This is a genomic window from Paenibacillus xylanilyticus (genome assembly GCF_009664365.1).
GTDB classification, from domain to species: Bacteria; Bacillota; Bacilli; order Paenibacillales; family Paenibacillaceae; genus Paenibacillus; species Paenibacillus xylanilyticus_A.
Genome location: NZ_CP044310.1, coordinates 3,103,161 through 3,128,588, shown reverse-complemented (window position 1 = coordinate 3,128,588; position 25,428 = coordinate 3,103,161). Strand labels below are relative to the sequence as shown.

Annotated in this window: 26 protein-coding genes and 1 riboswitch; of the genes, 10 read left to right on the top strand and 16 right to left on the bottom strand. The window is 45.3% G+C overall.

What is annotated here, in order from left to right:
• Positions 1 to 112 precede the first annotated feature (112 nt).
• Positions 113 to 1,153, bottom strand: a complete 1,041-nt coding sequence (locus F4V51_RS14025) for an NAD(P)-dependent alcohol dehydrogenase (protein ID WP_153978449.1) — start codon at positions 1,151 to 1,153, stop codon at positions 113 to 115.
• A gap of 297 nt (positions 1,154 to 1,450) precedes the next feature.
• Between F4V51_RS14025 and F4V51_RS14020 the strand changes: the two genes are divergently transcribed.
• Positions 1,451 to 1,864, top strand: coding sequence for a MerR family transcriptional regulator (locus F4V51_RS14020; RefSeq protein ID WP_153978448.1), 414 nt, complete (start codon positions 1,451 to 1,453; stop codon positions 1,862 to 1,864).
• Between the two features lie 52 nt (positions 1,865 to 1,916).
• On the opposite strand, the gene F4V51_RS14015 is transcribed toward F4V51_RS14020, so the two are convergent.
• The 3 genes from F4V51_RS14015 to F4V51_RS14005 form a co-directional block, all read right to left on the bottom strand.
• Entirely contained in the window at positions 1,917 to 2,222 is a 306-nt protein-coding gene (locus tag F4V51_RS14015) for a hypothetical protein (protein ID WP_153978447.1), read from the bottom strand.
• Between the two features lie 96 nt (positions 2,223 to 2,318).
• On the bottom strand, positions 2,319 to 3,830 hold the full coding sequence (locus tag F4V51_RS14010) for a response regulator (protein WP_153978446.1): 1,512 nt from the start codon (positions 3,828 to 3,830) through the stop codon (positions 2,319 to 2,321).
• 18 nt (positions 3,831 to 3,848) lie between these two features.
• Entirely contained in the window at positions 3,849 to 5,612 is a 1,764-nt protein-coding gene (locus F4V51_RS14005) for a cache domain-containing sensor histidine kinase (RefSeq protein WP_153978445.1), read from the bottom strand.
• Positions 5,613 to 5,820: 208 nt separating this feature from the next.
• Here F4V51_RS14005 and F4V51_RS14000 point away from each other — a divergent pair, with 208 nt between their 5' ends.
• From F4V51_RS14000 to F4V51_RS13990, 3 genes are all read left to right on the top strand, one after another.
• Complete coding sequence (locus tag F4V51_RS14000; RefSeq protein ID WP_153978444.1) at positions 5,821 to 7,134, top strand: ABC transporter substrate-binding protein; 1,314 nt, start codon at positions 5,821 to 5,823, stop codon at positions 7,132 to 7,134.
• Positions 7,135 to 7,204: 70 nt separating this feature from the next.
• Complete coding sequence (locus F4V51_RS13995; RefSeq protein ID WP_153978443.1) at positions 7,205 to 8,077, top strand: carbohydrate ABC transporter permease; 873 nt, start codon at positions 7,205 to 7,207, stop codon at positions 8,075 to 8,077.
• Between the two features lies 1 nt (position 8,078).
• Complete coding sequence (locus F4V51_RS13990) at positions 8,079 to 8,909, top strand: carbohydrate ABC transporter permease (protein WP_095287216.1); 831 nt, start codon at positions 8,079 to 8,081, stop codon at positions 8,907 to 8,909.
• A gap of 118 nt (positions 8,910 to 9,027) precedes the next feature.
• On the opposite strand, the gene F4V51_RS13985 is transcribed toward F4V51_RS13990, so the two are convergent.
• From F4V51_RS13985 to F4V51_RS13970, 4 genes are all read right to left on the bottom strand, one after another.
• On the bottom strand, positions 9,028 to 9,381 hold the full coding sequence (locus F4V51_RS13985) for an MmcQ/YjbR family DNA-binding protein (protein ID WP_153978442.1): 354 nt from the start codon (positions 9,379 to 9,381) through the stop codon (positions 9,028 to 9,030).
• Positions 9,382 to 9,593: 212 nt separating this feature from the next.
• Complete coding sequence (locus F4V51_RS13980; RefSeq protein ID WP_153978441.1) at positions 9,594 to 10,847, bottom strand: MFS transporter; 1,254 nt, start codon at positions 10,845 to 10,847, stop codon at positions 9,594 to 9,596.
• Between the two features lie 158 nt (positions 10,848 to 11,005).
• Positions 11,006 to 12,091, bottom strand: coding sequence for a threonine aldolase family protein (locus F4V51_RS13975; protein ID WP_153980699.1), 1,086 nt, complete (start codon positions 12,089 to 12,091; stop codon positions 11,006 to 11,008).
• A gap of 177 nt (positions 12,092 to 12,268) precedes the next feature.
• On the bottom strand, positions 12,269 to 12,610 hold the full coding sequence (locus F4V51_RS13970; RefSeq protein ID WP_416226538.1) for an iron chaperone: 342 nt from the start codon (positions 12,608 to 12,610) through the stop codon (positions 12,269 to 12,271).
• A gap of 249 nt (positions 12,611 to 12,859) precedes the next feature.
• On the opposite strand from F4V51_RS13970, the gene F4V51_RS13965 reads away from it, so the two are divergent.
• Both F4V51_RS13965 and F4V51_RS13960 read left to right on the top strand, forming a co-directional pair.
• On the top strand, positions 12,860 to 13,306 hold the full coding sequence (locus tag F4V51_RS13965; RefSeq protein ID WP_153978439.1) for a hypothetical protein: 447 nt from the start codon (positions 12,860 to 12,862) through the stop codon (positions 13,304 to 13,306).
• Positions 13,307 to 13,353: 47 nt separating this feature from the next.
• A complete protein-coding gene (locus tag F4V51_RS13960; RefSeq protein WP_153978438.1) occupies positions 13,354 to 13,806 on the top strand; it encodes a hypothetical protein in 453 nt (150 codons plus the stop codon).
• A 107-nt stretch (positions 13,807 to 13,913) separates the two neighbouring features.
• Here F4V51_RS13960 and F4V51_RS13955 read toward each other — a convergent pair whose 3' ends face one another.
• From F4V51_RS13955 to F4V51_RS13940, 4 genes are all read right to left on the bottom strand, one after another.
• Entirely contained in the window at positions 13,914 to 14,927 is a 1,014-nt protein-coding gene (locus F4V51_RS13955) for an ABC transporter substrate-binding protein (RefSeq protein ID WP_153978437.1), read from the bottom strand.
• A gap of 226 nt (positions 14,928 to 15,153) precedes the next feature.
• Positions 15,154 to 15,519, bottom strand: a complete 366-nt coding sequence (locus F4V51_RS13950) for a hypothetical protein (RefSeq protein WP_153978436.1) — start codon at positions 15,517 to 15,519, stop codon at positions 15,154 to 15,156.
• A gap of 238 nt (positions 15,520 to 15,757) precedes the next feature.
• Positions 15,758 to 16,033 carry a barstar family protein gene (locus F4V51_RS13945; RefSeq protein ID WP_153978435.1) on the bottom strand — a complete coding sequence of 92 codons (276 nt, stop codon included), beginning with the start codon at positions 16,031 to 16,033 and terminating at the stop codon, positions 15,758 to 15,760.
• Between the two features lie 16 nt (positions 16,034 to 16,049).
• Positions 16,050 to 16,487: a ribonuclease gene (locus F4V51_RS13940; protein WP_153978434.1), complete on the bottom strand. Its 438-nt coding sequence runs from the start codon at positions 16,485 to 16,487 to the stop codon at positions 16,050 to 16,052.
• 125 nt (positions 16,488 to 16,612) lie between these two features.
• A riboswitch (ZMP/ZTP riboswitch) is annotated at positions 16,613 to 16,694 on the top strand.
• Positions 16,695 to 16,805: 111 nt separating this feature from the next.
• Here F4V51_RS13940 and F4V51_RS13935 point away from each other — a divergent pair.
• Positions 16,806 to 17,600 carry a bifunctional 5,10-methylenetetrahydrofolate dehydrogenase/5,10-methenyltetrahydrofolate cyclohydrolase gene (locus F4V51_RS13935; protein WP_227779432.1) on the top strand — a complete coding sequence of 265 codons (795 nt, stop codon included), beginning with the start codon at positions 16,806 to 16,808 and terminating at the stop codon, positions 17,598 to 17,600.
• Between the two features lie 145 nt (positions 17,601 to 17,745).
• On the opposite strand, the gene F4V51_RS13930 is transcribed toward F4V51_RS13935, so the two are convergent.
• Positions 17,746 to 18,369, bottom strand: a complete 624-nt coding sequence (locus F4V51_RS13930) for a hypothetical protein (protein ID WP_153978433.1) — start codon at positions 18,367 to 18,369, stop codon at positions 17,746 to 17,748.
• Positions 18,370 to 18,468: 99 nt separating this feature from the next.
• Positions 18,469 to 19,326, bottom strand: coding sequence for a helix-turn-helix domain-containing protein (locus tag F4V51_RS13925; RefSeq protein ID WP_153978432.1), 858 nt, complete (start codon positions 19,324 to 19,326; stop codon positions 18,469 to 18,471).
• Between the two features lie 120 nt (positions 19,327 to 19,446).
• Here F4V51_RS13925 and F4V51_RS13920 point away from each other — a divergent pair, with 120 nt between their 5' ends.
• The 3 genes from F4V51_RS13920 to F4V51_RS13910 all read left to right on the top strand — a co-directional run bounded on the left by F4V51_RS13920 (position 19,447) and on the right by F4V51_RS13910 (position 24,385).
• Positions 19,447 to 21,810 (top strand): beta-galactosidase, encoded by a 2,364-nt coding sequence (locus F4V51_RS13920; protein WP_153978431.1) that lies wholly within the window; start codon positions 19,447 to 19,449, stop codon positions 21,808 to 21,810.
• Positions 21,811 to 22,060: 250 nt separating this feature from the next.
• On the top strand, positions 22,061 to 23,110 hold the full coding sequence (locus tag F4V51_RS13915) for a Gfo/Idh/MocA family protein (protein WP_162009934.1): 1,050 nt from the start codon (positions 22,061 to 22,063) through the stop codon (positions 23,108 to 23,110).
• A gap of 474 nt (positions 23,111 to 23,584) precedes the next feature.
• Positions 23,585 to 24,385, top strand: a complete 801-nt coding sequence (locus F4V51_RS13910; protein ID WP_153978429.1) for a hypothetical protein — start codon at positions 23,585 to 23,587, stop codon at positions 24,383 to 24,385.
• A 172-nt stretch (positions 24,386 to 24,557) separates the two neighbouring features.
• On the opposite strand, the gene F4V51_RS13905 is transcribed toward F4V51_RS13910, so the two are convergent.
• Together F4V51_RS13905 and F4V51_RS13900 are read right to left on the bottom strand one after the other, a co-directional pair.
• The gene (locus F4V51_RS13905) at positions 24,558 to 24,791 is read right to left on the bottom strand and encodes a helix-turn-helix domain-containing protein (protein WP_095358150.1); all 234 of its coding nucleotides are present in this window, start codon (positions 24,789 to 24,791) and stop codon (positions 24,558 to 24,560) included.
• Positions 24,792 to 24,800: 9 nt separating this feature from the next.
• A complete protein-coding gene (locus tag F4V51_RS13900) occupies positions 24,801 to 25,277 on the bottom strand; it encodes a DUF2975 domain-containing protein (RefSeq protein WP_153978428.1) in 477 nt (158 codons plus the stop codon).
• Positions 25,278 to 25,428 lie beyond the last annotated feature (151 nt).

Genomic DNA, 25,428 nt, shown 5'->3' with positions numbered 1-25,428 from the left:
ATTTATAACTTATAACTAACTGCCAGTATACAAAGCGAGGATGTCCTCAAAGTAAACACTTTGGAGACATCCTCGCAGTCATTTTACATGAAGCTTGGTTTTAATTCAGCACTTACATCGTGCTGGTATCAATAACGAATCTGTACTTCACATCCGAAGCAAGTACGCGTTGGTAAGCTTCGTCGATTTGATCAGCCGAGATCACCTCGATCTGAGGTGTGATGTCATGTTTCGCACAGAAGTCCATCATTTCCTGAGTCTCACGAATACCACCGATCATGGAACCTGCAAATGAACGACGATGACCGATGAGAGACATGACGTTAACTGCGAGCGGCTCACCAGGTGCACCTACGTTTACGAGTGTACCATCCAGCGTAAGCAATCCGAAGTAAGCGTTAATGTCGATATTGGCACTTACCGTGTTAATGATCAAATCGAAGGAACCCGCAAGTTTCTCAAACGTTTCAGCTTCACTTGTGGCGTAATAATGGTTTGCACCAAACTGCAAACCATCTTCCTTTTTGTTCAGAGACTGAGACAGCACTGTTACCTCGGCACCCATGGCATGTGCGATTTTGACAGCCATATGACCGAGCCCGCCCATACCTACAATCGCTACTTTTTTGCCTGGAGCTGCTCCCCAATGACGGAGAGGCGAGTACGTCGTGATCCCTGCGCAGAGTAACGGTGCAGCTGCATCCAGCGCAATGTTATCCGGAATCCGGACAACGAAATTTTCCGTTACAACGATGTGAGTCGAATATCCACCTTGTGTAGGTTCACCGTATTTATCAACCCCAGCATACGTTTGAATATTGCCTTTAAGGCAGTACTGTTCTTCTCCGCGGCGGCAATTTTCGCATTCCCCACAGGAGTCCACCATACATCCGACGCCTACTCGGTCACCCACTTTATATTTAGAAACTTCAGGTCCTACTTCTGTGACAATTCCTGCAATTTCATGACCAGGAACCAGCGGATAGTTCACAGGGCCCCACTCACCGTGAGCCGTATGAATGTCAGAGTGACAAATGCCGGCATATTTGATTTCAATCAGGACATCATGTGTGTCCAGATCGCGTCGTTTAATTTCAGCTGACCGGAATGATTGATCCGGTCCGTCCACAGCACGTGCTTTAGCAGTTATCATGTTTGAAACCTCCTAAGATGTTCATCTTCCAAGAGAATACACCCATTCAGGGGCAAGGATCACGATTGATACATTGACCAATTTTTTCTTCTTATTCTCTCGGCAAGAATCATCTTAATCCCTCTAGTTAACTCTAGGTCAAATATCTTTTCTACTTTTTTTATTGAAATGGATTAAGATATTTCTAAGTCCCCTTAGTATCATTGCTGACTTTGACATCCTGTATATACCGTGATAAGATTCCCCACAGAAACTAGAGTTAACTCGAAGTCTATACCGTTAGAAAGGAAGATCCGTATGACATACTCGATCAGCGAAGTTGCCAGAGAATTGAATCTCACCGTATATACATTGCGTTATTATGATAAAGAAGGGCTTATGCCTTTCGTCGAACGTACCCCGAGCGGAGTGCGCAAGTTTAAAGAATCGGACATTGATTTTCTGAAAATTATTCAGTGCTTGAAACTCACTGGTATGCCGATTAAGGATATCAAGGATTTCATTGAATGGTGTTCCGAAGGTGACTCCACGCTGCAGGAAAGATACGACATGTTCATTGAACGTAAGGCCAGTGTGCAAGCACAAATGGAAGAACTGAGAAAGACTATGGAAGTCATTGAACACAAATGTGACTATTATAAAACCGCCATCGCTGCAGGAACGGAAGCTATCCATAAAAAGAATAAGATGGGTCAATCGGTGACCAATTAAAGAAAAACTAAAAAACCTAGTACCCGTTTGGGAGCTAGGTTTCTGTTGTTTCTTACTGAAAGGTTACGGATTCAATTTGATTGTTCCAGCTAATCACGAATTGAATGGGATCACTGTTCTTCTCTGAATCCGTCACCGTTCCAGACATATTAAAGGGTGTGGTATGCTCACTCAAGGCACTACCTCGCTGCGAGATGTTTGTTCCTGAAACATCATATTTGAAATCGCTAATTTTTGTCTCATCCCCTATATAGACAATTCCGTATGAACCTGTGGATCGCTGAAGCGAAACATTCCAATGATCCGTCTTGCTGTGTTTAATATCATCAGCTCCGCAAGCAAGCAACAAAAATAACATAACAACAACACAACCCATTAACGAACCTTTGAATGCTCTAATGCAAATCCCTCCTTCTATCTAATTATTACCCAAGAAGGAGTATTACAAATTATTCTAAATATCAGGCATCAATTCTTTGTATTCCGTAGGGCTGTATCCTGTATACTCCTTGAACACCTTAGAGAAATAATGCTGATCACTGAAGGATAGGAGGTCCGATAATTCCTTAAACTTCATATCAGGCTGCTGTTCCATCAGCCTGCAGGCTTCCTGTATTCTCAGCCGGGTATAATACTGAACAAACGTGGCTTGTGTTACTTTTTTGATCACCCTGCTCACATAAGATGGACTGACGTGAAACTTCAAAGCAACGTCGTTGATGGATAAATGGGAATATTTATGAAGCTTGATATACTCGTCCATCTGCTCGAATAGGAGCTCCTTGCTTTTTCGGACTTGCGACTGCAGCATATCAAAACACTGCCCTGTCCATTCCTGTAGTTCCTGGCAGAATTCTGCATATGTCGGTGCTTCCAAGAGCTGTTTGGCCCGATGCTCAAGACCGAGCCTGATCCCCGATCCTTGTTCTTCGTACAAATGAGCGAATGTGTCCACCAATAACCCAATGAAACGTTCCACCTCTCTCACATGCACATGCTCCCCCGCCCAACGATCCAGCAGCTCGGAGAGCTTCAGAGCGAACCGATCTTTCTGATAAGCCTGTATCATTTGCACAAATGTGGATTCCAAGGCGGAATCCAGACATCCTGATTCCAGCCTGGCCGTCGAAACCGGATTTCCGGTATCGAGTGCCAATCCTTGGTTCAACCGCTGCTGTGCAGACAATATAGACGTTATTTGATGATAGACTTCAGGCAGATGTCCCGAATCAGAGGACAGCAGCTGCCCTCCAATCATCGCATCCATATGATACGTAACCAAATGCCGACGAAGTGATTCCAGACATTCATGCAAGGAGGAATATGCAGCAAGCGCTCCCTTGTTTACGAGAACGATATATTGATTCGGCGTTTGACTCTGTAACACACGACAAGGCTGCGGAGCAAAAAGTACCTCCACGGCGCCAAGAATCGTCTGCTGTGTCCATTGTTCCTTCCCGGGTGTAAATGGCTGCTTGCGCAAAATGATCATCATCTGAGAATACAGCGAAAAGTCCTCTCCCTTTTGCACTTCAGCATAACACTGAGGCTCGACAACCTCTTGCAGGACATTCAAATTTCTGGATTTCTGCTGATCAAGCTGGTCAATCACCCGTCTCATGACCTCTTCTAACGCTTCTTGCTCTACCGGTTTCAGCAAATAGTCGAACACCTGCAGGTTGAGCGCTTTTCGTGTATATTCAAAGTCGCTATAGCCACTAATCAGAATCACTTTCAAGTCCGGATTCGCTTTCTTCGCCTGCTCAATCAACGATAACCCGTCCATCTTCGGCATCCGAATATCGGTTAGCAGCAGATCAATGGGCTCAACCTGAATTGCAGCCAGGGCATCCTCTCCATTCGCTGCTGTAGCCACCACATGAACGGGCAGGGTAAGCGCATCCAAAAGCATTTTTATGTTACGCAATATTGGTTTGCTATCCTCTACTATCATGATGTTATACATCACATGTCTCCCCTTTGCCTAGTAAAAATCCTTTGTTAGCGAGCCGATGATCTGAATGGTGGCTCCGTTTTCGCCATGTGCGTGATTGTTGAAAATATTGAAAAAAAGCCGATTGCTATACATCAGTTTGAGCCGGTTGATGCTATTGAGCATCCCCATATTACCAAGGGACGTTGGGTGATTGAGAAGATGGTTCTCTCCAGCAGCGGATTCCTGAACCTTTGCGAGGATCTCCTGCATTTTCTCAAGTGGGAAGCCCTCTCCGTTATCCTTAATCTCCAGAGCCCATAGTCCGTTATATTGTTTCACCGTAATTTGAATGCGCCAAGGCGGTGCCGTATTGGAAAAGGCATGTTCAATGCAATTCTCTACAAAAGGTTGAATGACCAGCCTCGGAAGTCGTATTTCGCTTGCCAAAGCGTCGGCATGAATTTCCCACTCCAGATCTTCTTCATACTTCTGCTGTACAAGTGACAAGTAGTGTCTCGTATGCTCCAGCTCATCTGCCAAGGTCACGTGTGCATAAGGAGAAGACACAATATAGCGCAGACTGTCCGAGAGATGTTTGCACATATCCGATACAACCTTGGTCTTTCCCTCCTGTGCTGCGATGCTGATGAGATACAGGACGTTGTGTATAAAATGAGGAGCAATCTGAGCCTGCAAAGCCGAATTGCGCGCCATGACTTCTTCATGTAATGCTGCCTTTTCCCGGTCTATCGATTGCTGCAACCGTTCCATCAAATCCTGAAAGGCTTCATTCAGCAGCAGCAAGTCATTGTTCTTCGGTCTCTCGTCGACCTTCAGATTCATGTTGCTGTAATTGATACGCCAGATCTGACTGCGAAGCTTGCGGATCGGAAGCAGCAAATTGCGTGTGGTCAAGAGGATATACACAAAAGACACCAGCATCAAGGCTGTAATCAGTAGAATCGACATACTCTGTACCGAATGGATCGAGCCCAGTACTGACTGTTTCGGTGTAACGATATAGGTAATCCATCCCGTGCTGGGGGAGGTCGAATGCGTGACGTAGTTGTTCTGTTTGTCCACTTCCAATCCTTCGTCGGATATCGGTTTGGTCCATTTCGACAACATGGTTCCCGATTCTGATCCGGTCATTTGCTTACCTTGCTGGTTCAGAATATACACCTCCCCTGCAGCAATTCCGTCAGTAAGTTTTTGGATATAAGCCTGATCCATTAGAATACTCAAGTAACCGTACACCTTCCCGTTCTGATCATTGATTGTGCGGACGAAGGAGATCGTATCTTCTTGGCGCACCAGAATGAATCCGTTCCCTTCCCACTCTCGTCCATCGCCGCTGTTAGCCACCATACTGCTGAGCATGGCGGGAAGATCTCCACTTCCCAGGTACGAGGTAAGCAGTACCCCTTCCTTGTCATAGATCGTCATGTCCTTCATATTCATGCTGGGTCCGATGGCCTGAAACATGATGTCTTTCAGCTTCCGGATCTGATTCAGCCTCTCGAAATTACTGTGAGCCGCGGAACTCTTCTCCATCGTTGCAAAGATATCCTTGCTGGCCAAAATTCGCTGGGACAACTGGTTCTGCTGCTCGACATAGAGATCAACCTGCTCTCTGACTTTAGTCGCTGTCACCAGCATATCCTGCTCCGTTTTTTGTTTGAGCGGGCGGATAACGATAACGTTTACATAAACGATAAAACAGCCCAGCACGAACATTAGCAGGGCCAGAAATGTCAAGAATACCTTCGTTTGCAAACTGAATTGTGTTGCCCGATGTATCAGCTTTATCATCCTTCTACATGTCCTCCTGTTCCCCATCATGATGCGTCTCCCAATTAATTATGTCCTACTGTATCATGTGAACGTTTGAAATGATAGCGATTTCAAGTTCAGAATATTACACATGAACGTTCAAGCACAGACATGTACCGGGAGCAGATAAAAATTTATAATCAAGTTTGTAAATGGATTCATCAAACGTTTTAGAGGGGGATTGGCATTGAAGAATCATAAAAGAAAAAAAGCAGCATCCATCGTTTTGGCCAGTTTATTATCCATATCATTAACCGCATGCGGATCTGGAGGAAGTGATTCCGGAACAGCTGCTGGAGGAGACAGCAAAGGTTCCAAGGTCACATTGGAACTCGCCATTTCCAAAAGCTCGCAGGACTCTGCCTTTATTCAGCAGGACATTCTGGATGAGTTTGAAAAACAGACAAACGTACGTGTGAATCTGCAGCTTATTCCAGCAGAACAGACCACAACTGTACTGCAAACCAAGCTGGCGGTTGATGAAACGCCCGATATCATTCAATACAACCTGGCGAGTGCTGTGACGGACCTGAACCTGGAACGTAATTTTGAAATTCTGGATAACGAGCCTTGGGCGAGCAGAATTGTGAACAAGGACGTCCTTTCTGCCGGCGGTCATCTCTACAGTTTCCATGTCAGCCAGGATACAGGCATGCAAGGGGTCGTATACAACAAACAGATCTTTGAAGACCTTGGTTTGTCCATTCCGACAAACTATGAAGAGTTTTTGGCTATATGCGAAAAGATTAAGGCGAGCGGCATCACTCCCGTATTTATGCCTTACAAAGATGCCTGGGCAGCCAACATCTGGCCAGCAGCAGCTTTTGCCGACTTCGCAGCCAAGAATGACCCTACGTTCTTTGATGACCTGAACAGCAATAAGAAAAAATGGTCCGATATTCCGGAGTTCAAAACCTTCCTGGAGCAGCAGTACGAAGTGTACACCAAAGGTTACACCAACACAGACGTGCTTAGCGACAGCTACGATATGGCCGTGGGTAAATTCCTGAACAAGGAAGTCGCCATGATGTTTATGGGTGACTGGCTGATTGAAGGTGTGGCCGAGCAGGACCCGAGCATGGAACTCGGCGTATTCCCTATTCCATCTACACAGGATGCGAGTCTGGGTGCGAGTCCACTCGGCGGTCAGCTGTTCATTCCGAAGAAATCCAAACATCTGGAAGAAGCCAAACAGTTCCTCGACTTTATTGCTTCGAAGGAAGTTGCTCAGAAGATCGTTGATTCAAAAGGTTATGTATCCAATTTCAGTGACGTAACAACACCTGAGCTGCCTGCCTATAAACAGGATATCGTAGACAATTACATTACGCCTAAGAAAACGGTACTAACGACTGATGCTTATATGCTCGTTGACCGCAGTGAACTGTACAGATTGCTGCAGGATCAATTTGCAGGCGGATTATCACCGGAAGAAGTACTGAAGGCTTGGGACGAGAAGTTCAGCCAGCTGATGCAGGACAAAGGTGTGGCCGGTTTCTAAGAAGATAAAAAAACCGGGCAGCATAGATTCTTGTTATCTATGCTGCCCGAGCTATAACGGAGTGTGAGACATGAAAAGGGCTAAAAATCTGTATTCGTACTACATGATCTATCCGGCATTGCTGATCTACTCCATCTTTTTCGTCATCCCAGCCATCGCAGGATTCTACTACTCATTTACGGATTGGCGGCTGGATCGACTGGAACTTCAGTTCATCGGCTGGGACAACTTCAAGAAGATTTTCTCTGACAAAACGCTGATCCTGGCACTGCAAAATACGGCGATCTTCGCAATCGTCACTGTCGTTGGCAAAAATGTCATCGGTCTATTGCTGGCCGTAGGACTTAACATGAGACTACGAACCAAAAATCTGCTGCGTGCCATTTTCTACTCCCCTTCCATTCTGAGCATTCTCGTCATCAGTATTTTGTTTACACCGATGCTGCGAACCGAAGGCACGATTAACAAATTGCTCGAAGCTGTAGGCTTGCACTCATTAAGCCAGGCTTGGCTGACCAATCCATCCATCGTCATCTGGACCATCGCCATCGTCTCCATATGGCAAAGCGCCGGATTTCAAATGGCCATCTATCTGGCCGGGCTGCAATCCATTTCTCAGGAATATTACGAAGCGGCAACCATTGACGGGGCTAGCTCATGGAAAAGCTTCTTTAAAATCACGCTGCCACTGCTGCTGCCAGCCATTAATATCAACCTGATGCTGACCCTAATCGGTGGACTCAAAGTATTTTCCGAAGTCTACGTCATGACCGGCGGGGGTCCGGGTAATGCTTCTCAGGTTGTGGGTACCATTATTCTGCGTTCCTTCGGTGAAGGCAACTGGGGACTCGGTACCGCAGTCAATACACTGCTGTTCGTCGTTGTCACCATTATCGCCATTCCGCTGCTGATTTTTATGCGTCGTAAGGAGGTTACCGAATAACATGGGCTATACTCGCAAACTTGCCATCCGCAATTACATTGTGGAAGGATTTCTAATTCTGGCCTCCCTGATTGTTCTTCTGCCGCTCGTGATTCTGATCTTCGGTTCATTCAAAACAAGCGCCGAGGTACTCAGCTTTTCGCTTAGTTTACCTGATACATGGCAGTTCTCGAACTACGTGCGGGTCTTCGAAGAAGGCGGTCTATCCAGGGCTTTTCTCAACAGTATCTGGATTACTGGCGTATCCTCGGTCATCAATATCGTGGCATCTTCGGCAGCATCATTCATTCTAGCTCGCAGAGAAACGAAAGTCTCCGGAGCGATCTATATGTATTTCTTCATGGGACTCATTGCTCCAATGTCAATCATTACAACGATTCGGGTTGTACAGGGCTTGGGCTTCTACGGAAGCATAACAAGCGTTATCCTGATCTATGCCGCTTTGAATACGGCGTTCAGTGTATTCTTGTACAGTGGTTTTATCAAAACCATTCCAAGAGCGCTCGACGAAGTTGCGTTTCTGGAAGGTGCAAGCGTGTTCGGCGTATTCTTTCGGATCGTCACGCCGCTCATTCTGCCGGTTAACGCGACAGTGGCCATCATGGTGTTCATGTCGGTATGGAATGATATTACGATTCCGGTTTACTTCCTGACAGACAGCTCCACGTGGACGATGCCGCTTTCAATTTACAATTTTTACGGCAAGTACAGCCGGGACTGGAATTTGATTTTTGCCAATCTTGTACTGACTTCGCTGCCTGTATTCATCCTGTACTTATTCGGTCAGAAATACATCGTAAGCGGCCTCACGGCTGGAGCCGTCAAAGGCTAAGCAGCTCTACAACCGAAGCTCATGATGTTTAATTAAACCCTAAGAAACCCACCTAACAAGGTGGGTTTTTGTCTTTTTAACTTTTGTCTTCAACTTAATGGGGAGTTACTATCCTGCACTAAGCTTCGCTTTTCTTTTTTACCCGCTTGGGCCGTGTCAATTCGTAACTGTGCTTAATCATTCCGTGCACATCCTCGACAGGCAGATTACCTTCCACGTTAACGGTGTTCCAGTGTTCCTTGTTCATATGGTAACCGGGAATAACCTCCGGGAATGCGTTTCGCAGGAAATCCGAACGTTCCGGATCACACTTCAGATTCACACTGACATGTCCGTTATAGTTGTGCAATATGAGTGCAAATAATTTTTGGTTTCCTTGGTGGCGTATCGCCGTCCAGCCTTCTCCAAATGGATGATCTTCATATGAACTGGGATACGACAAGCAGTATTCCGTTAATTCTTCCAATGTCATGATCTATTTCCTCCGTTTTCGTTCTCTGAGTTTAATCCATCCTCGCTGTAATGAACCAGGCCGTGTCGAACGACGCTCGTAGAGAGATCCTTCCCATCCCATTTTGGATGAACCGCTGGTTATATGCAAGGTTACTTCATCGTGAATGACAAAAAAGAACCGGCACTTCATGCCGATTCCCGTGCATTACTTAATATGAAGCTACTGCTGTACTATACCTCTTGTGCAACTTGCGGTAATTTATCCGGAGCTTTGTGGTTCATGATTGGAATCATGGCCAATGCGCCAATAAGAAACAAAAACCCTGCTCCGCTATAGATCGTGCTCAGTGAAAAGGCATCTTTTAACGGACCTGCGAAGGACATGGAAATGACCATCATGCCTACGAACATCGGATTCAAAACGCCATTTACACGGCCAACTATCGAAGCCTCCGACCATTTCAGAATCATGGTGCTGATTCCTATATGAATGCAAGGGAACACCAATCCATTCAGAAATTGAACGGTCAGCGTGACGGGAACACTTGTTGAATAACCTACGATGGCTGTACATACCGCACCGGCTACCATTCCAATCGCCAGCAGAATTTGTGGTGGAACCTTCTTCGCAAATGTGGCTACTATTCCCCCACCAATTAGCATGGCTGCACCATTCACCATCAGAAGATATTGCAGGAATTCCTTTCTCCTGCCAAGCTGCTCGGTAACAATGAACAGGTTGAGCGCTTGAGCTACGCCAACGGAGAGACCCGCAAGTATAAACGCCAGCCCGAGCATTCGGAGCACCTGACTTTGCCAAACGTAACGAAACCCTTCGACGAATTCTTTTCGGAACTGCCCTTTAGCCCCAGCCGTTTGTGTCTGCATCTGATCCTCGGGCAGGCGAACGAGAACGAGTGCGGATAGCAGGAAAACGATGCCCATAACAGCGATGGATATTTCCAGGCCAAACGTGCTGTATACGAAGGTGCCAAGCATCGGGCCAAGCACCATAAAGATGGCCATCAGGGATTGGAACAGAGCCATGCCCTGCTGCAGCTGTTCTTCTGCAACATGATACTTAAACAACCGCATGCTTGAAGGCTGGGAGAACTGCGACAGAATTGCCGAAATAAATGCAACAAGGTAGACCGAATGCCATGAGCCGTAATGTATGGTCAGGAGAACTGCAAATACGGATACGGCAGATAATACATCACACCAAATCATCGTTCGTTTGGGCCGCCAGCGATCAGCAAAGGTACCTCCGATGAACGAAAACACAAAAATCGGGGCAAACTCGGCCACACTAATGAGTGAAATGGCGTATGGATCATTATTCGTTGTCTCTGCCACATACAGTAGAATTGCAAAATTCCGAACCCAGATGCCGATCTGTAGGAGAACGCTGGATAACAAGATTGTCTGAAGAAACCGATTGCGAAACAGGCTTGGTGCATTCGTGCCTTGGACTTGCCTATTCAATCCCCTCAACCTCCATTTGTCTTAAAGATGTCCATACTTTAATGATCTGACGTCTCCTCTCAAATCATAATTATACGGACATCATCTTCCCACGCCACCGACTAAAGACTGATTTTTCCAATTGGACGATTTCCTTGAATTTAACAATGAAGTCCAACTCAGTCCTTCGGACCATGCGAACGCAGCTGTTCATCCAGCCACATCAGAGCAGATTGCAGCCTATCTTCCGGTATGGTTTCATACCGGTCTCCCAGAGAAAGTTCAAATGAACAATGCCCGGTCTCGCTGTTTTCGTTTAGATATGAAGTAAACCCTATTCCAAACTGCTGCGTCATTCTGCTGAGAATGGGTTCAGCCTCAGCCGTGGTTCGTTCGATGTACACATGAAACATATTCGACACGGGTATTTCGGGCAGTGTGCGTACTCCGTAACACTGATTCAGCAAAGAAGCGAGCTGCTTCGCTTGTTCGTAATAGATTCCCATCTTATTGATGCGTTGATCATAATAAAATTGGGCACTTAGAATATATGGATATAGACCGATCAAATCCCCGCCAAACCGGCGTTTCCAAACTCGGGACTGCTTTATCATATCCGTATCTCCAGCCAGTATTGCTCCTGCAATTCCGCCAATGCCTTTGTAAAAAGATACATACACACTATCAAACAAGCTGCAGATCTCTGCGGCCGACTTCTGATAGTAAGGTGTGATCTCAAACAGTCTGGCTCCATCCAAATGCATTTTGATTCCCCGTTCACGGCAGTAAGCCGAGATGGCTTCGAGTTCTTCATATGCAGGCAGCTGGCCGCCAATCTCCCGCTGAGGCAATTCAAGCAGTAGACAGGCTATGTCGCCTTCGATCGCTTGTACATCTTCCAATCGTATCAACCGGTCCTTGTCACCAAGCAGAACCGCTTCAATCTGATGAAGCTCCTTCAACGTGTTTTCTTCATGAATTTCAATGTGACACAGGGGATGATAAGCTACACGCTTCAGTTCCTTTTGATCACAGTAAATCCGCAGCGCGATCTGCTGTGACATGGTACCACTTGGGAAAAAGATGGCTGCCTCCTTGCCCAGCACTTCAGCCATCCGCCGCTGGAAATGTTCAATGGTTTCTCCGCTCCCGTAATGATCGCTGTACATCTCACCATCAATGTGCTGAAATGCTTCCTGGAGAACCTTGATTTTGCGACTGCCATGACCGCCAATGATATACTCAGCCTCCATGAACGCACTCATTAATGATGTATCCGGTGTATCGCTCAAGCCATACCCTGCAGTCTCTTCAGCAGATGTCTCTTCGATCTGATCTTTAGCTTGGTTACCCGTATGTTGCCCCATCTGGCTCACACCTTTCTATTTAACCTTTACATAATCATTGTCATTCGTGAAAAGCCGTTATATCATGCTTTGCTTTTACTTTCGCCAAAAAGTCGAGCAGTCTGCCTTGTCTGCAATATTGAAAGCAATAATCCTCTCCAGCAGAGAGAAATCCACGGGTTGACTCCATTTGATTCGAATCAATTCCTTCGTGTGATCATAGCCAGCCTCCACAATCTCATCTGAAAACTGAAGAATGCCTGCCTTCTCGGGAGCAATCGCCATATGCTGTTTGGCAACGCTGAATCCGATAATGAAGGTCTCATGATCCGTAAACATTGGCTGATTCCATGCAATCTTGGCCTTTAGGTTAGGAAATGTTGTAGCCACCCAATTCAGTACTTCTTCGGCTCGAGCACGCTGGTCAGGGTTATCCATCCGCGTCAGAAAATCTTCAAATTCTTTCAAGTAAACTCCTCCTATATGGAAATTAGTTAAGTTCGTTTGTTTATTGGTTAACTTACTCTTTTCCTCAAGTATACACGTTCATCTCAAGTCTCCAAATAAAAAATCGTTTGATTCGTGCTGTATCTCTCTGGAGCAGCTTAAAGTTCTTGCCGCTAAGCGGACAACTCCTTCCACTGAATAACATATCATATGGCAAATTGATAGATTGGAGGAATTGCTATGGTTCGTACACTTGACGCCCGTACGTCACTGGGATCAGCAGGAATTACCCCGCTCAACGTCATGCTTGGCGCAAATACTCCTACCCTGCTGGGGATTGTTGGACTCAATATTTTTAATCCGGGGCCGATCATTCGAACACAATTTAATGGGACCTATCGTATCTCGGTGTCCAATGTGTCTTCCTTGCCTTCGTCTATTCGTTTTGAAATATTCAGAGGGGCAACCTATACGGGGCAACCGATCTATGTAGTTTCCCAGCCTGTATTTCCTAACGACAGTACGATTCTGGCGAGCTTTGAAGGTTCGGATTATAATGTGCCTGCACCAGCCAACGGGCAGCTCATCTATTCCTGCTTTGCAACGTTCGTCCCTGTATCCGCATCAGAACAAGCCACCCGTCTTGGACCGGAATGCTTCAATGCTGTAGCTTACAGCGACGATTAACTCTACGTTTCGATTACTCCTCAGCTTCGAAGAAAGGAGGACTTCAATTGGTTAAGCTATTGGATGCAAGAACTTCTCAAGGATCTAAAGGTCAGGGCGTTCTCACTCCCAATTTCACAAACGGTGTTCCGTTATTGTTCGCTCAGGTTGGGCTGCAAGTAAGTAATCCGGGACCAATCATCCGCACACTTTTCTCAGGTATCGTAACGGTAACCGCCAATCAGTTATTTAACAACGGTTCTCTTGCCGTTGAGGTATATCGTGGTCTGGGAGCCTCGCAGCAGCTGGTGTACCGTGCAGAAAGGACTGTCCTCGGCAACCCTTTCTTCAGTCCGTGTGTGCTCAGTTTTACGGGCTCTGATTATAATGTCGCTCCCCCGGCAAATGGCCAGCTCGTCTACTCCGCCTATGCGACATTCTCTTATGGTCCGGATACCGGCGTAAGTAATGTCAGGCTCGGACCCGAAAGTTTTAATGCAACTGTGTATTCCGATGACTAAGAGCCCTGAAACAGATGAATTCAAACAAAAAAAGAGCATCCTTGTCAAGTTAGTGACATAAGGGTGCTCTTCGCTTGTTTACTTCACAGATGCTTAATTTACAATGTTCACTTCACTGAAAGCAAGCTGTCCGTAATAAATTTCAGTTGTCCTTCCAAAGTGATCGGATCATTATAAGTGTCCGACGTGTTATCCAGCTGGAAGACATGTCCTTCTTTAACAGCAGGCAGATTCTCCCACAGTGTATTGCTGTATACGACCTCGGCATCACTTGTATCGCCCGACCACGGGCTGGTAAAGATGATGTCACCTGCATATTCCGGCAGCACTTCCATGGAGATCGAAGCAAAGCCTGTTCCGCTGTCAATTGCTTCTGCCTGAGCCTTGGTCGGGGCTTTCAAGCCAAATTCACCATAGAGGATTTCACCGCCACGACCATAGTTATGGCCGAATACGTACAATCCCTTCGCGTATGGATTCAGAATGGAGACAGTGCGGTCACCGACTGCGGCTTCTACTTTGGGTTTCCATTCGCTAATCTGCGCTTCCCAGTTTGTAACCCAGGCTTTCGCTGCATCTTCCCTATTCGTTAGCTTGCCTAATTCAAGCATAAGATCTTTATAGTTGAGTTTGCCATATTGAATTTGAACCACAGGGGCAATTTGAGACAATTGATCAAGGCCCTCTGTGCCCGTATAAGCAATGATCAGATCTGGTTTGAGGCTTACCAGCTGTTCCGCTGTAGGCTGCTCACCCAGATCAGTCGTTCCTTCACTTATCAATTGATCCTTGATATACTTATTGCCCATTGCTCCAGACAGAGCTCCTACCACGGGAACATCCAGTGCTACAAAGTATCCTGTCGTAAACGCCGTCAAATCAATGACACGCTGCGGTGTTTTGGGTACCTCAACTTCTCCCGCATCCGATTGGTATGTAACGGTCTCCCCTTCGTCAGTTGTCGCTGGTTCAGTTGCTGATGCTGAGTCAGTTGTCTGCTCTGCCGTGTTTGCACTTGCATCCGTCGCTGTACTCGTCGTCTTGGTCTGACCGCATGCACTTAGTACCAGCAGCACGGTTAGTGCCAGTATAAGCAAGATCGAATTAGATCGCCTCAACAATGTAAACCCACCTTTTTAAATGATATTGATAATCGTTATCACTTTATCATGATGCAGTCTATTTGACAAGCTAATTCTAGTTCTCTTTGTAAAATGTAGTTATATTGAATGTTTCACCCCGCAGACAGCTTTCATTACAGGAACAAAAAAAAGCCGCCATGGGCGACTTTTAAGACAGATTGTTTAGTATTCGTGGAACCTTGTAATCTCCCATCCTTATCCTGTATTAGCTCTCTTTCAAGGTATTATGATCAACTACCATCCAATGGTTATCCCTATATTGCAACGTTATTCTTACAGAGATGGAACCTTCATTCGATCGATATTTACTGACCTCAAGTGTGGCCTCATTCTTCTCGTCCGCCAGCTCAACCTTTTCGATCCGCAGTAAAATTCCTCGGAGATTGCTTTCATTACCTTCATATAAACCTTGCTTAAGCAATTGTTCATAAGTAAGGTTATAAACGTCCACCTTATATTCCGTTTGTAAGAACTCCATTATATGTTGTCCATCAGAATCACTTAATGCAGGTGTCCGATCATAATCTATTGATATATACTCCATTGATCTATTAAGAGCTGAATCTATCATGATGACCTCTTCCAATGCTGCAACATATAGTTCGCTTAGACCGTTATCAGCATCTGCATTCGTGGACGTGCTTGCACAAGATGTTGTCAGACTAACCAGTGACAGAACATAAATGAAGTACAATAACTTCCTGGGAATGACCCTCACCTCCTGTGGATTCCTTAACTCCTTAACGGAAGTCTCATGGAACATGTTGCACATTAAAAAAAGCAGTCCTCAGCGGACTGCCCGTTCGTTTTTACATTTTCAGATCCAATTGAAATTGATCCAGCTCTTCTTCTGCTTCACGCATTAACTCCAATAGCTGATCAGCGTATTCTCCAAGCACAGCCCTGCTGGCCTCAAAATTCACCCATTGAATGGTTAGTGGTATTGAAATGAAGCCTGTAATGACATCCCATAACGCATCGAGATTCCGCCCGTAAGAGTCATCTAACCCCAGCTTCGCCTGAAGAATATCATGCAGCTCTTCTTTTCCATGAATATCATTTCCATCAATGATTACTGTCTTCATACCATCCTACCTTTGGTCATTTGATTTGTTCAAACGTGCGATAATGATCGGTTGTCTTGTATATTAAGCCATCACTGGAATAGAGGATTCGGTCACTCCCCCGGGTTCCACCCGAATAATTGATATCTGCCTCGTACCACGTTCTTCCCTTTTTCTTGGGTAACAGGCCTTCCCGATTCTGAAAAATATCACCGCCGATACTTTTGCCTGGGGCCACATCTTGCAGATTTCCTTCACTTGGTTCCCAGCCTAAAGCTCTGGCCTCCTTCTTGGTAATATAATTATCCGGAAGCTCCTGATGCTCGGCAAGATAATTGGCCACTTCGTCAAATTGGTTCAAGACAGCCTGAGTCTGGGTCGAATCATCTACAGTTAGCGATTCAAGTGAACAACCTGCGACCAGCATCGTCGCAAGAATAATGAGTACAGCACCTAGCCATTTTTTAATATACACTGCTTATAATCTCCTTTTAATCTTCTTAACTCAAAAAAGTATATACCAATCTGAACACAGTTCCAAGTATAGCTAAAGTTAAAAGGATTGATGTACATTTCAAAATGAAGTACTATCAAGGTAATATGGTCATATGTAACTGGCGAACACGGTGAACCGTGAGGGAGCATATGATGTCTAATCAAGCCGTACGCCTGGGCCGAGGTAAGGAAGTTTTATTTCCTTGCCTCTTTTTATTTGGAAAGGGCGATGATGAGCATGAGTACAGAGAAGCTAATGTTGAATTGACAAACGGTAGCGGACTTTATGAAGTAAGAGATGACTGCGAAGGTTGCCGGGTTGAAGGAGAAAGGAATTACACCTTGTCTAGCGACTATTTTGGTTGGTGATGATCCCTCATCAGAAACGTATGTACGAATGAAAGGCAATGCATGTGCCCGAATAGGGGTACATTCGATTAAAGTGGTTTTGCCTGCAGAGACTACAACGGAGCAATTAATTCAGGAAATAACCAAATTAAATGAAGACGTATCCGTTCATGGCATTCTGCTGCAGCACCCGGTACCGCATCATATCGATGAAAGAGCCGCTTTTGATGCTATAAGCATAGAGAAAGACGTGGATGGCGTTACCACCCTAGGATTTGCGTTAAATGCCTTTGGAATCGCCGCTTTCCCTTCCTGCACACCACAAGCGATTATCCGCATTCTGGATTTCTATAACGTACCCATCGAAGGCAAGCACGCTGTGGTCATAGGAAGAAGTCCAATTCTCGGTAAGCCCGTTTCAGCCATGCTGCTTAACCGAAATGCAACGGTAACTACCTGTCACTCCAAAACCGTCAATCTGGAAGAAATCGTGAAGTCAGGAGATATCGTGATTGCTGCCGTTGGCAAAGCCTGTTTTGTAAAAGGAAGCTGGATTAAACCTGGTGCAGTTGTCATTGATGCAGGTTACAATAAAGGCAATATCGGTGATGTGGACTTTTCATCCTGCTTGACTCCGTCATCTGCCATTACACCCGTCCCGGGTGGGGTTGGTCCCGTAACCATTGCTACGCTGATCGAACACACGATCAAATCAGCCTGCATGCAATCTGAAAAAACATCATAATATGTACGAAAGCACGCAAAGCTCACTCGTTTCATGAGGGCTTTGCGTGCTTCTTAGTGTATAGACATAAACCGTAATGAGCATTGAAAGTTCGTATATCTGCTAGTTCCATTTTCGTTACTCTACATATCTGTTCATGTTCTTTTTATTTCTTCGCATATTGTAAAATGGCCGTCGCCGCACGAATACGAAGTTCCTCGTCTTCACTCTGTAATGCCTTCCTTAGTACGTCGAGAGCTTCCTGCACTGTTCCGTCATCTACGCCAACCGAATGTTGAACTGCCGTTTCCGTTTCGGAAGTTCTTGAAATCCACGGCTCCAATTGAGCCTGTGAAAGTGGATACTCGAATGTTGAAATGATCGAAGCATTCGAAATCAGAGCACGTACCTTATCGTTTATCTCTGTCAGTGGAATTCGTCCCAACCACGTTACGCCTCGCCGATGACATATCGAATCTTCTTCAATGCTAACGGAGTCATCATAAAAGTAGTCACCGACATCTCCAACATATACCCACTCATCGTCATGAATTAAGACATGATCTCCATCCTGTATGATGTTTACAAATGCCTGTAGGGTACCTATTATCCCGCTCAGCTCCGATTCAGGTATGGCATAATGCTGCCCGATTTGCTCTTTCCATTCTTCAGTCGGCAGTTGTTCCAAATCCCCTGTAGCTGGCCAATCGATCCCGATAAAGTTATCTTCCAGGAAGGCTGCAGTTCGATCAGTTCCGTGTATGATGGATTGGATGTGAAAAAGGTTCATGCTGCACTTGTCCTCCTCTGATGCTACAACTTTATTTTACGTTCTACACATTATAGATGCTTTCATTTGGTTTGTCTTTCGCTTCAGCAGTTTATTAGATCAATCCAACAATCTCGCTTGAAGGTTATTTTTTCGTTTCCGAAATGCCGATGGTGTCTCGCCAAAGGCTTCACGGAATTTTCTTGTAAAATGTATACCGCAGTCGAATCCGACATCCGCAGCAATCTCTGCGATTTGCCGATTCGTTCCAGCGAGAAGCTGCGCTGCCTTCTCCAATCTGAACTTGTGAACTGTATTTAGAATCGTATCCCCTACCTGCTCCTTAAATAAATGAGAGAGGCGTGAGGTGGATAAACAGCATCGGTTCGCCAGTTCCGGTATGCTTATTTTCTGCGCAGGATACATCTGCAGATACCGCATGATCTCCGCAATTCGGGGATCCATCGTCGCCGGAACATCCGGTGGATAGGTGTGTTGAATGTGAATCAACGTCTCCTCGAGGGCCAGCTCAGATAATCGGCGATATTGTTCCGAACGGCCATCCGAAAATCCATGACGCACCAATCTTTGAAGAGCATTTTGCAAATCATGCTGTACCTCTTCCGAAACTATCCGCTGGTAGATGAAACGAGCTGACGTTTCAGGTAGCTTCAACCAAGTACTCCAATGGGGATCGGGTATGAAGTGTACCCATATAAATTCCCAATGATCCTGCTTCGTTCGATAATGATGCGGAAGCCCTGGCATAAGAATCGCCACATCCCCCGCTATGCAGGTTATCGAATTTTTGCCATGCTGTATTTCCCCTTCACCCGAAAGCGTATACATTAATAACCAGTCGATGCTCCCCGTTGGTCGATGAATTTCATATCCGTTCAACTCCTTATAATGACCTGCGATCAATATTCCAAAGGGCCTGTGTCCAACTATAGCATAATCCGCATGTTTTTTAGCCATTATCACACTACCTCGCTATGATCTATTCCATATAAAATGTAGCTGTAACGATATTTCTTTTATTATTGAACACAGTAGAATTCATCGTAAAGAACATATCACAAGGAGGTTGTCCCAGCAATGAGCCACATCTCAAAATTATCTTTAATAGATGCAGACCGTAAGAACATCCATCCCGGAAAATTGGGTATGCTTGGTGGTGCCAATCCCAGAGGAGATGCCTTTGGATTCACCAATTATTATATGACTCGTAATGGCGAGCCCTTCATCCCTATTGTAGGTGAATTTCACTTCTCCAGGTTTTCATACTTGTACTGGGAAGAAGAACTGCTGAAAATGAAGGCCGGTGGAATTCACATCGTAGCCACCTATGTCTTTTGGAATTTTCATGAGGAAGAAGAAGGGGTCTTTGAATGGGGTGGGAATCGAAACCTGCGTCATTTCATCGATCTGTGTGCCAAGCTGGATCTGCCCCTTATCCTTCGTATCGGTCCATTCTGCCACGGCGAGGTTCGCAATGGAGGAATTCCGGATTGGGTAGTTTCCAAACCTATTGAGATTCGCTCGAATGATCCTGCATATCTGAAGCTTACACGCAGACTGTATCGGGAAATCGCTAGTCAAATGAAAGGCAGCCTGTATCAGGACGGAGGACCCGTGATAGCCGTACAGTTGGAAAATGAATTCATGCACGCCGGAGCACCGAATGATGCCTGGGGTTACAAAACCGGTAAGTTTCTGTCCTCGGGAACCGGAGGTACAACTCATCTGGCCGAGCTGCGCCGCATTGCCGAGGATGCAGGCATTCGTCCGCTGTTCTTCACGGCTACCGCTTGGGGCGGAGCTGCCGTTCCTGAGGAAGGCTTTTTGCCTATGCTTGCAGGTTATGCTTATACTTCTTGGCTGCCTGACCAGCCTCCAAGCAAGGAATTTGTGTATCGTGATCTTCATATTACTCCGGCGGAGCCCGTTCATTTTGACGCACCTGAATATCCCGTTGCGTATTGTGAAATGGCTGGCGGTATGCAGGTTAGTTATAATGTGAGGCCATATGTCCCGGCAAACAGCATTGAAGCCATGACCCTTGTCAAACTGGCCAGCGGCAGCAATCTGCTGGGTTATTACATGTATCACGGCGGCTCCAACCCGGTCGGCAAGAAAAGTTATCTCAATGAGCAATTCCTGCCGAAAATTACGTATGACTACCAGTCTCCCTTGGGTGAATTCGGCAGAGTTGGTGCATCCTATGACCGCATCCGCGCCATCTCTTTGTTCCTTGAGTCTTTCGGATCGATCCTTGCTCCGATGAGAACGGTTCTGCCTGAAGGTCAGTCTACCATCGAACCGACAGATACAGAGACATTACGCTGGTGTGTCAGACATCAAGACGGCTCAGGCTTTGTTTTCCTGAATAATTTTCAGGACCAGGTCGACCTGCCCCGCCGTAAATTACGCATCGAATTGGAAACATCCAAAGGCAGCGTTGCCTTCCCTGCTGAAGGTGAACTTGAGCTTCCTGAAGGAATCGGATTGATGCTGCCGTTTAATCTGGAACTTCATGGCGTGACCCTACTTAGCTCAACAGCTCCATTGCTCACCATGATCAATACAAATCAAGAAAAAACGATTTTCTTCTATGCACATGAAGGCATGACACCGGAATACGTCGTTTCCAAAACGAAACTAAAGGATCTACAGTCCAGCGGAAGTGTAATATTGGATCACGGATCTTGTTATGTGATTCAACCAAGCGTGGACAAAAATAAATCAGTTAACTTCCTAACCACGGATGGTGGTTCCGTACGTTTTGTTTTGCTTTCAAGAGAAGAAGCGCAAAAAGCATACACTTTTGAACTATGGGGACAACCAACACTGGTTCTCAGCGATTGTCCTGTAACGGTCAGTAATCATCAGCTTATCTGCACATCGACAGGATCTTCCCATATTGCTGTTTCGCTGTATCCCAATCCAGAGCAAGATTTGCATGCCCAAAATTCCAGCACTGTTCATTGTCAACACGGGGGTTCCACTCTTTTCACTACCTATACAATAGATATGCCTGAATATACACCAGAGGTGTTGATCGAGAAACCTGCGGAGAAATCGGCCTTGCTGCAATTTGCCGGAGAATGGCCGGCTCATGTTCATGATGTATGGCTTGAGGTGGATTATGAAGGTGATGTGGCTGAAGCGTTCCTGAATGGCCGACTATTTACGGATCATATTTCTTACGGCAAGACCTGGTCCATCGGTTTGAAGGAATTTTACACGCAGCTTGAGTTCTCTGAACTGCACTTATCCATAACGCCGCAGCGCAGAGGAACGGTCCATACCTTTGTCAATCAGGCACAAATTGAGCGCTTTGAGGGAGTCGAGATCGCCGAATTCCGCCGTATTGAAGCCATTCCGCAATATCAAGTCGCGTTGTATCCGGTTAAAACTGCTGCTGCGATTGGACAACTATCCGTCCCATTCTCCAACTAAGATCGCATAAAGCCCTGAATTCGTTCAAATCGAACAACTCAGGGCTTTTTCTCATATCGCTGTGTAGGTTAACTTCGTCATACGAAGGATTAAACATCCGTTCAGGTTCTTTTAAATATTCGGGTTGCACCTGCTTTTTTCCAATTCTTTCGTTTTAAATGCTCAGCTACGTGGTATCCTTGAGTAGAAAATACAGGAAATACACATACATATTTCTTTCAGTAGAAGCATGAGAAGTGAGGAGATTTTTTTGAGTAAACCAATCAGCTTTGGGATTATAGGATTTGGCTGGAGAGCCGAAGCTTATCTGCGGATCGCGAAGCAGCTCCCCCATGTATTCAAAATCAGCGGAATAGTTGTGCGTAATCCGTCCAAATATGTGGAGGCTGCCAAAAGTTGGGACGTCACCCTGTACGAGTCATCGTATGAGATGGCCCGTCATTGTGATTTTCTTTTGGTTGCTGTGTCCAAAACATCCGTTCCTGCCGTCCTTGAAGAACTTGTAGCACTACAGGTTCCTCTCTTGGTTGAAACACCGCCGGCCTTTGATGAAGAAAGCTTGAGGACCATGTCCTCTTTTGCCGAGAAAAACAGTCAGATCCAGATTGCAGAACAGTATCCCCTGCTGCCGCATCAGCTCGCTCGAATGTCCCTGATCCAGTCAGGGAAACTGGGTCAGGTTCATCATGTTCAAGCATCCGTAGCACACGGTTATCATGGGATCAGTCTGATACGTAACTGGTTGTCACTCACGGATATCAGCTGCGAAATTGTCGGCCGCCGCTTCGAACATCCGATTCTGGAAGTACCTTATCGCGGTCGACAAGTCCAGGATCGAATCGAGAATGAAGTTCAAGAGATCGCCATGTTGTCTTTCCATAACGGCAAGAGTGCTGTGCTTGACTTTACCCGTTCTCAATACTTCTCGCCCCTTCGTCAAAACCGGGTTCTGATTCGCGGGTCCCACGGGGAGATCCGGGACAACGAAGTCACGATCAGCTTGGGAACCGATGCGTATGATACATACTCCATCCACCGAATTCAGAGCGGCATGGAAGGAAGTCTGGGACCCCTCGCCCTTCGTGAGTTACGCGCAGGACAAGAGTGCCTGTACCGTAATCCCTTCTCTTCTGCCCCGTTTTCCGATGAAGAGCTGGCCATGGTTGAAATTTTGACGCGCATGTCTGCTTTCGTAAGAGAGAATATCTCTTTTTATCCCCTGACCGAAGCTCTTAAGGATGTGCGTTTGTCTCTCGCCATCGAAAAAGCAATCTCAACTCAGGAATCGGTAAGCATCTGATTTTAATAAGTATTCTGAACGAATCGTTTAACGAAATCGCTCCTTGAAAGGTGTTCTTACATGTTTGCAATCATCATTACAGGTTCTATATTCTTATTTCTTGGGCTGTGGTATGTCATGTATCTGATATCCCAACATTCCAAGGATCCGGACCGTTCATCCGCTCGAATCATGAGAGCTATCTTAGCCATATCCATCATTGTTCTATTGGTTCAAGATTACATCGTCAAAACGGTACCGTCTAATACCATTCTACTCGTCGTTTTTATTGCGGTTTTGATAGCCACGTATTCATTGTCAGATAAGAATAGAAAGAAAAACTAAGAGTAGAACTAATAACAATGTGCTATTCTCTGTGCAGAATTTTTTATTTCATTATAAACATTACAGACCCTTTTGGCGTTTATCTCTAGAGTCAGCCATTTCAGAGGATCGGCTTCACTACATTCCTCCAATCAATAAGGAGATGTAATCATGAAATATACGCATATTCTTTTATCAAGTGCTATCCTGCTCAGTTCATTATCCATGTTGAGTGTCCCACAACAATCAGTCTCGAAGACCGCTGTTAAAAGTTCAGTTGAACACAAGGTCGTTGATTCGTCCATTTACCCAAGCGCCAACCAATTTAATAAGAAGGTCAGTGCGAATAAAATAGTTTGGACGGGAATGAATGTTATCTTAGAAGCAGACGTGGTGAATAAACCTGATCAGGCTTCATTCGAACAAAACGTGATTGAATCCATTAAGGTCGCCGTAGGAGAGCAAGCATACATCATAAATACGGGGAAATTCGATGATCAACTGTTGGATATTATCAGTATGGATGTTTCCCGGTCGAAGACTTGGATAGCAATTCATACTGAGCGGAGTGCGGGCAAAACCCTTATTCTTGTGAATGTTAAAACCGGGAAGTTTATGGTGTTGAATGATCATCTGCAGGAGGAAAGAAATCAAACCATTGAAACCATTGCCTCCTATCATTGGTCACCCAAAAGAGATGAGATCGCCATTTCATTTGGAAACACTGAAAAAAGCTCGTTAGCCATATATAATCCAAGTAAAGACAGCTTCCACTTTCTCCCGAGAACGACCAATTATATAAGTACAAATCTTGTTCTATGGCAGAAAAACGGGAACATTCTGGATTACATTAGTGAGTATCCCTCTGATCAACTGATTCTGTTTAGATATAATACAAAGACTAATCAAGTTAAGCCCGTACAAAAAATCAACAAACAGGAATGGGCTCAATGGTATGAACTCATTCATTAGAAACCCAAAACGAACTTACTCCATGACAGGAATAAGTTCGTTTTTTTGCTGGTTCATCTGAATGAAGATTTATTCATTTTGTTCTATCCGCAAACATAAACACACCCTATGGTGACATATTTACTTCCTTCTTAAAGAATGGCTGAAAGTAACGGGTGATAGTAAGGGTATATCAAGACTGCTCAATGGCGTCTTCGTCTTCATCCGCTCTATATTCCAATAGATCTCCGGGCTGACAATCCAGCGCTTTGCAAATTGCCTCCAAAGTGGACAAACGTATCGCTTTCGCCTTCCCGTTCTTCAATATGGAAATATTGGCGATCGTAATCTCAACTCTCTCCGCAAGTTCGGTAACTGTCATTTTCCGCTTAGCCAGCATCACGTCAATATTGATTATAATAGCCATGTCTTCACCTCAAACCACTAGGTCATTTTCGGATTTAATATCAATGGCTTCCTGTAACAGTCTTTGGAGAACAGCGGAAAACACTGCAATGACCAGCGAAGCAAAGATGGGAACCATTCCGACAATAATAAGCCCTGGCGCATCATCCTTATCTGCGACCAGAAAAACGAACGGCAGCATCACGAGATATAGGCTACTAATTACAATAGCACAATATTTTATGATTTTTAAAGATCTGACTGAGAATGAAGAAAAGGCTTCGTTCTTATCGATATAGCTCAGAAGACGGAATGACTGGAACAGCGCAATGATAAACGGTATGACGGAGATATACATCATGATCACAATAGGATATAGCGAACCGGCATAATTCGGATTCACCGGATGATTCGCTAACCAAGGTATGCCGAAGATGCACAACGCCAGAATGGGAAGCCCAATAAGCAGAACAGCGATTTTCAGAAAGAATGTTGAACCTCGTTTCACAAAAAGCACCTCACTTGTTTTAAGTGATTTGAATTTATCATATTATTTATCGTTTTACAATAAATTATTATTGAATTTTATTATTTTATTATTGTTAAGCAATCACTTGTGATATAATAACGACCAACGATAATGAATAAAAACGTTGAAT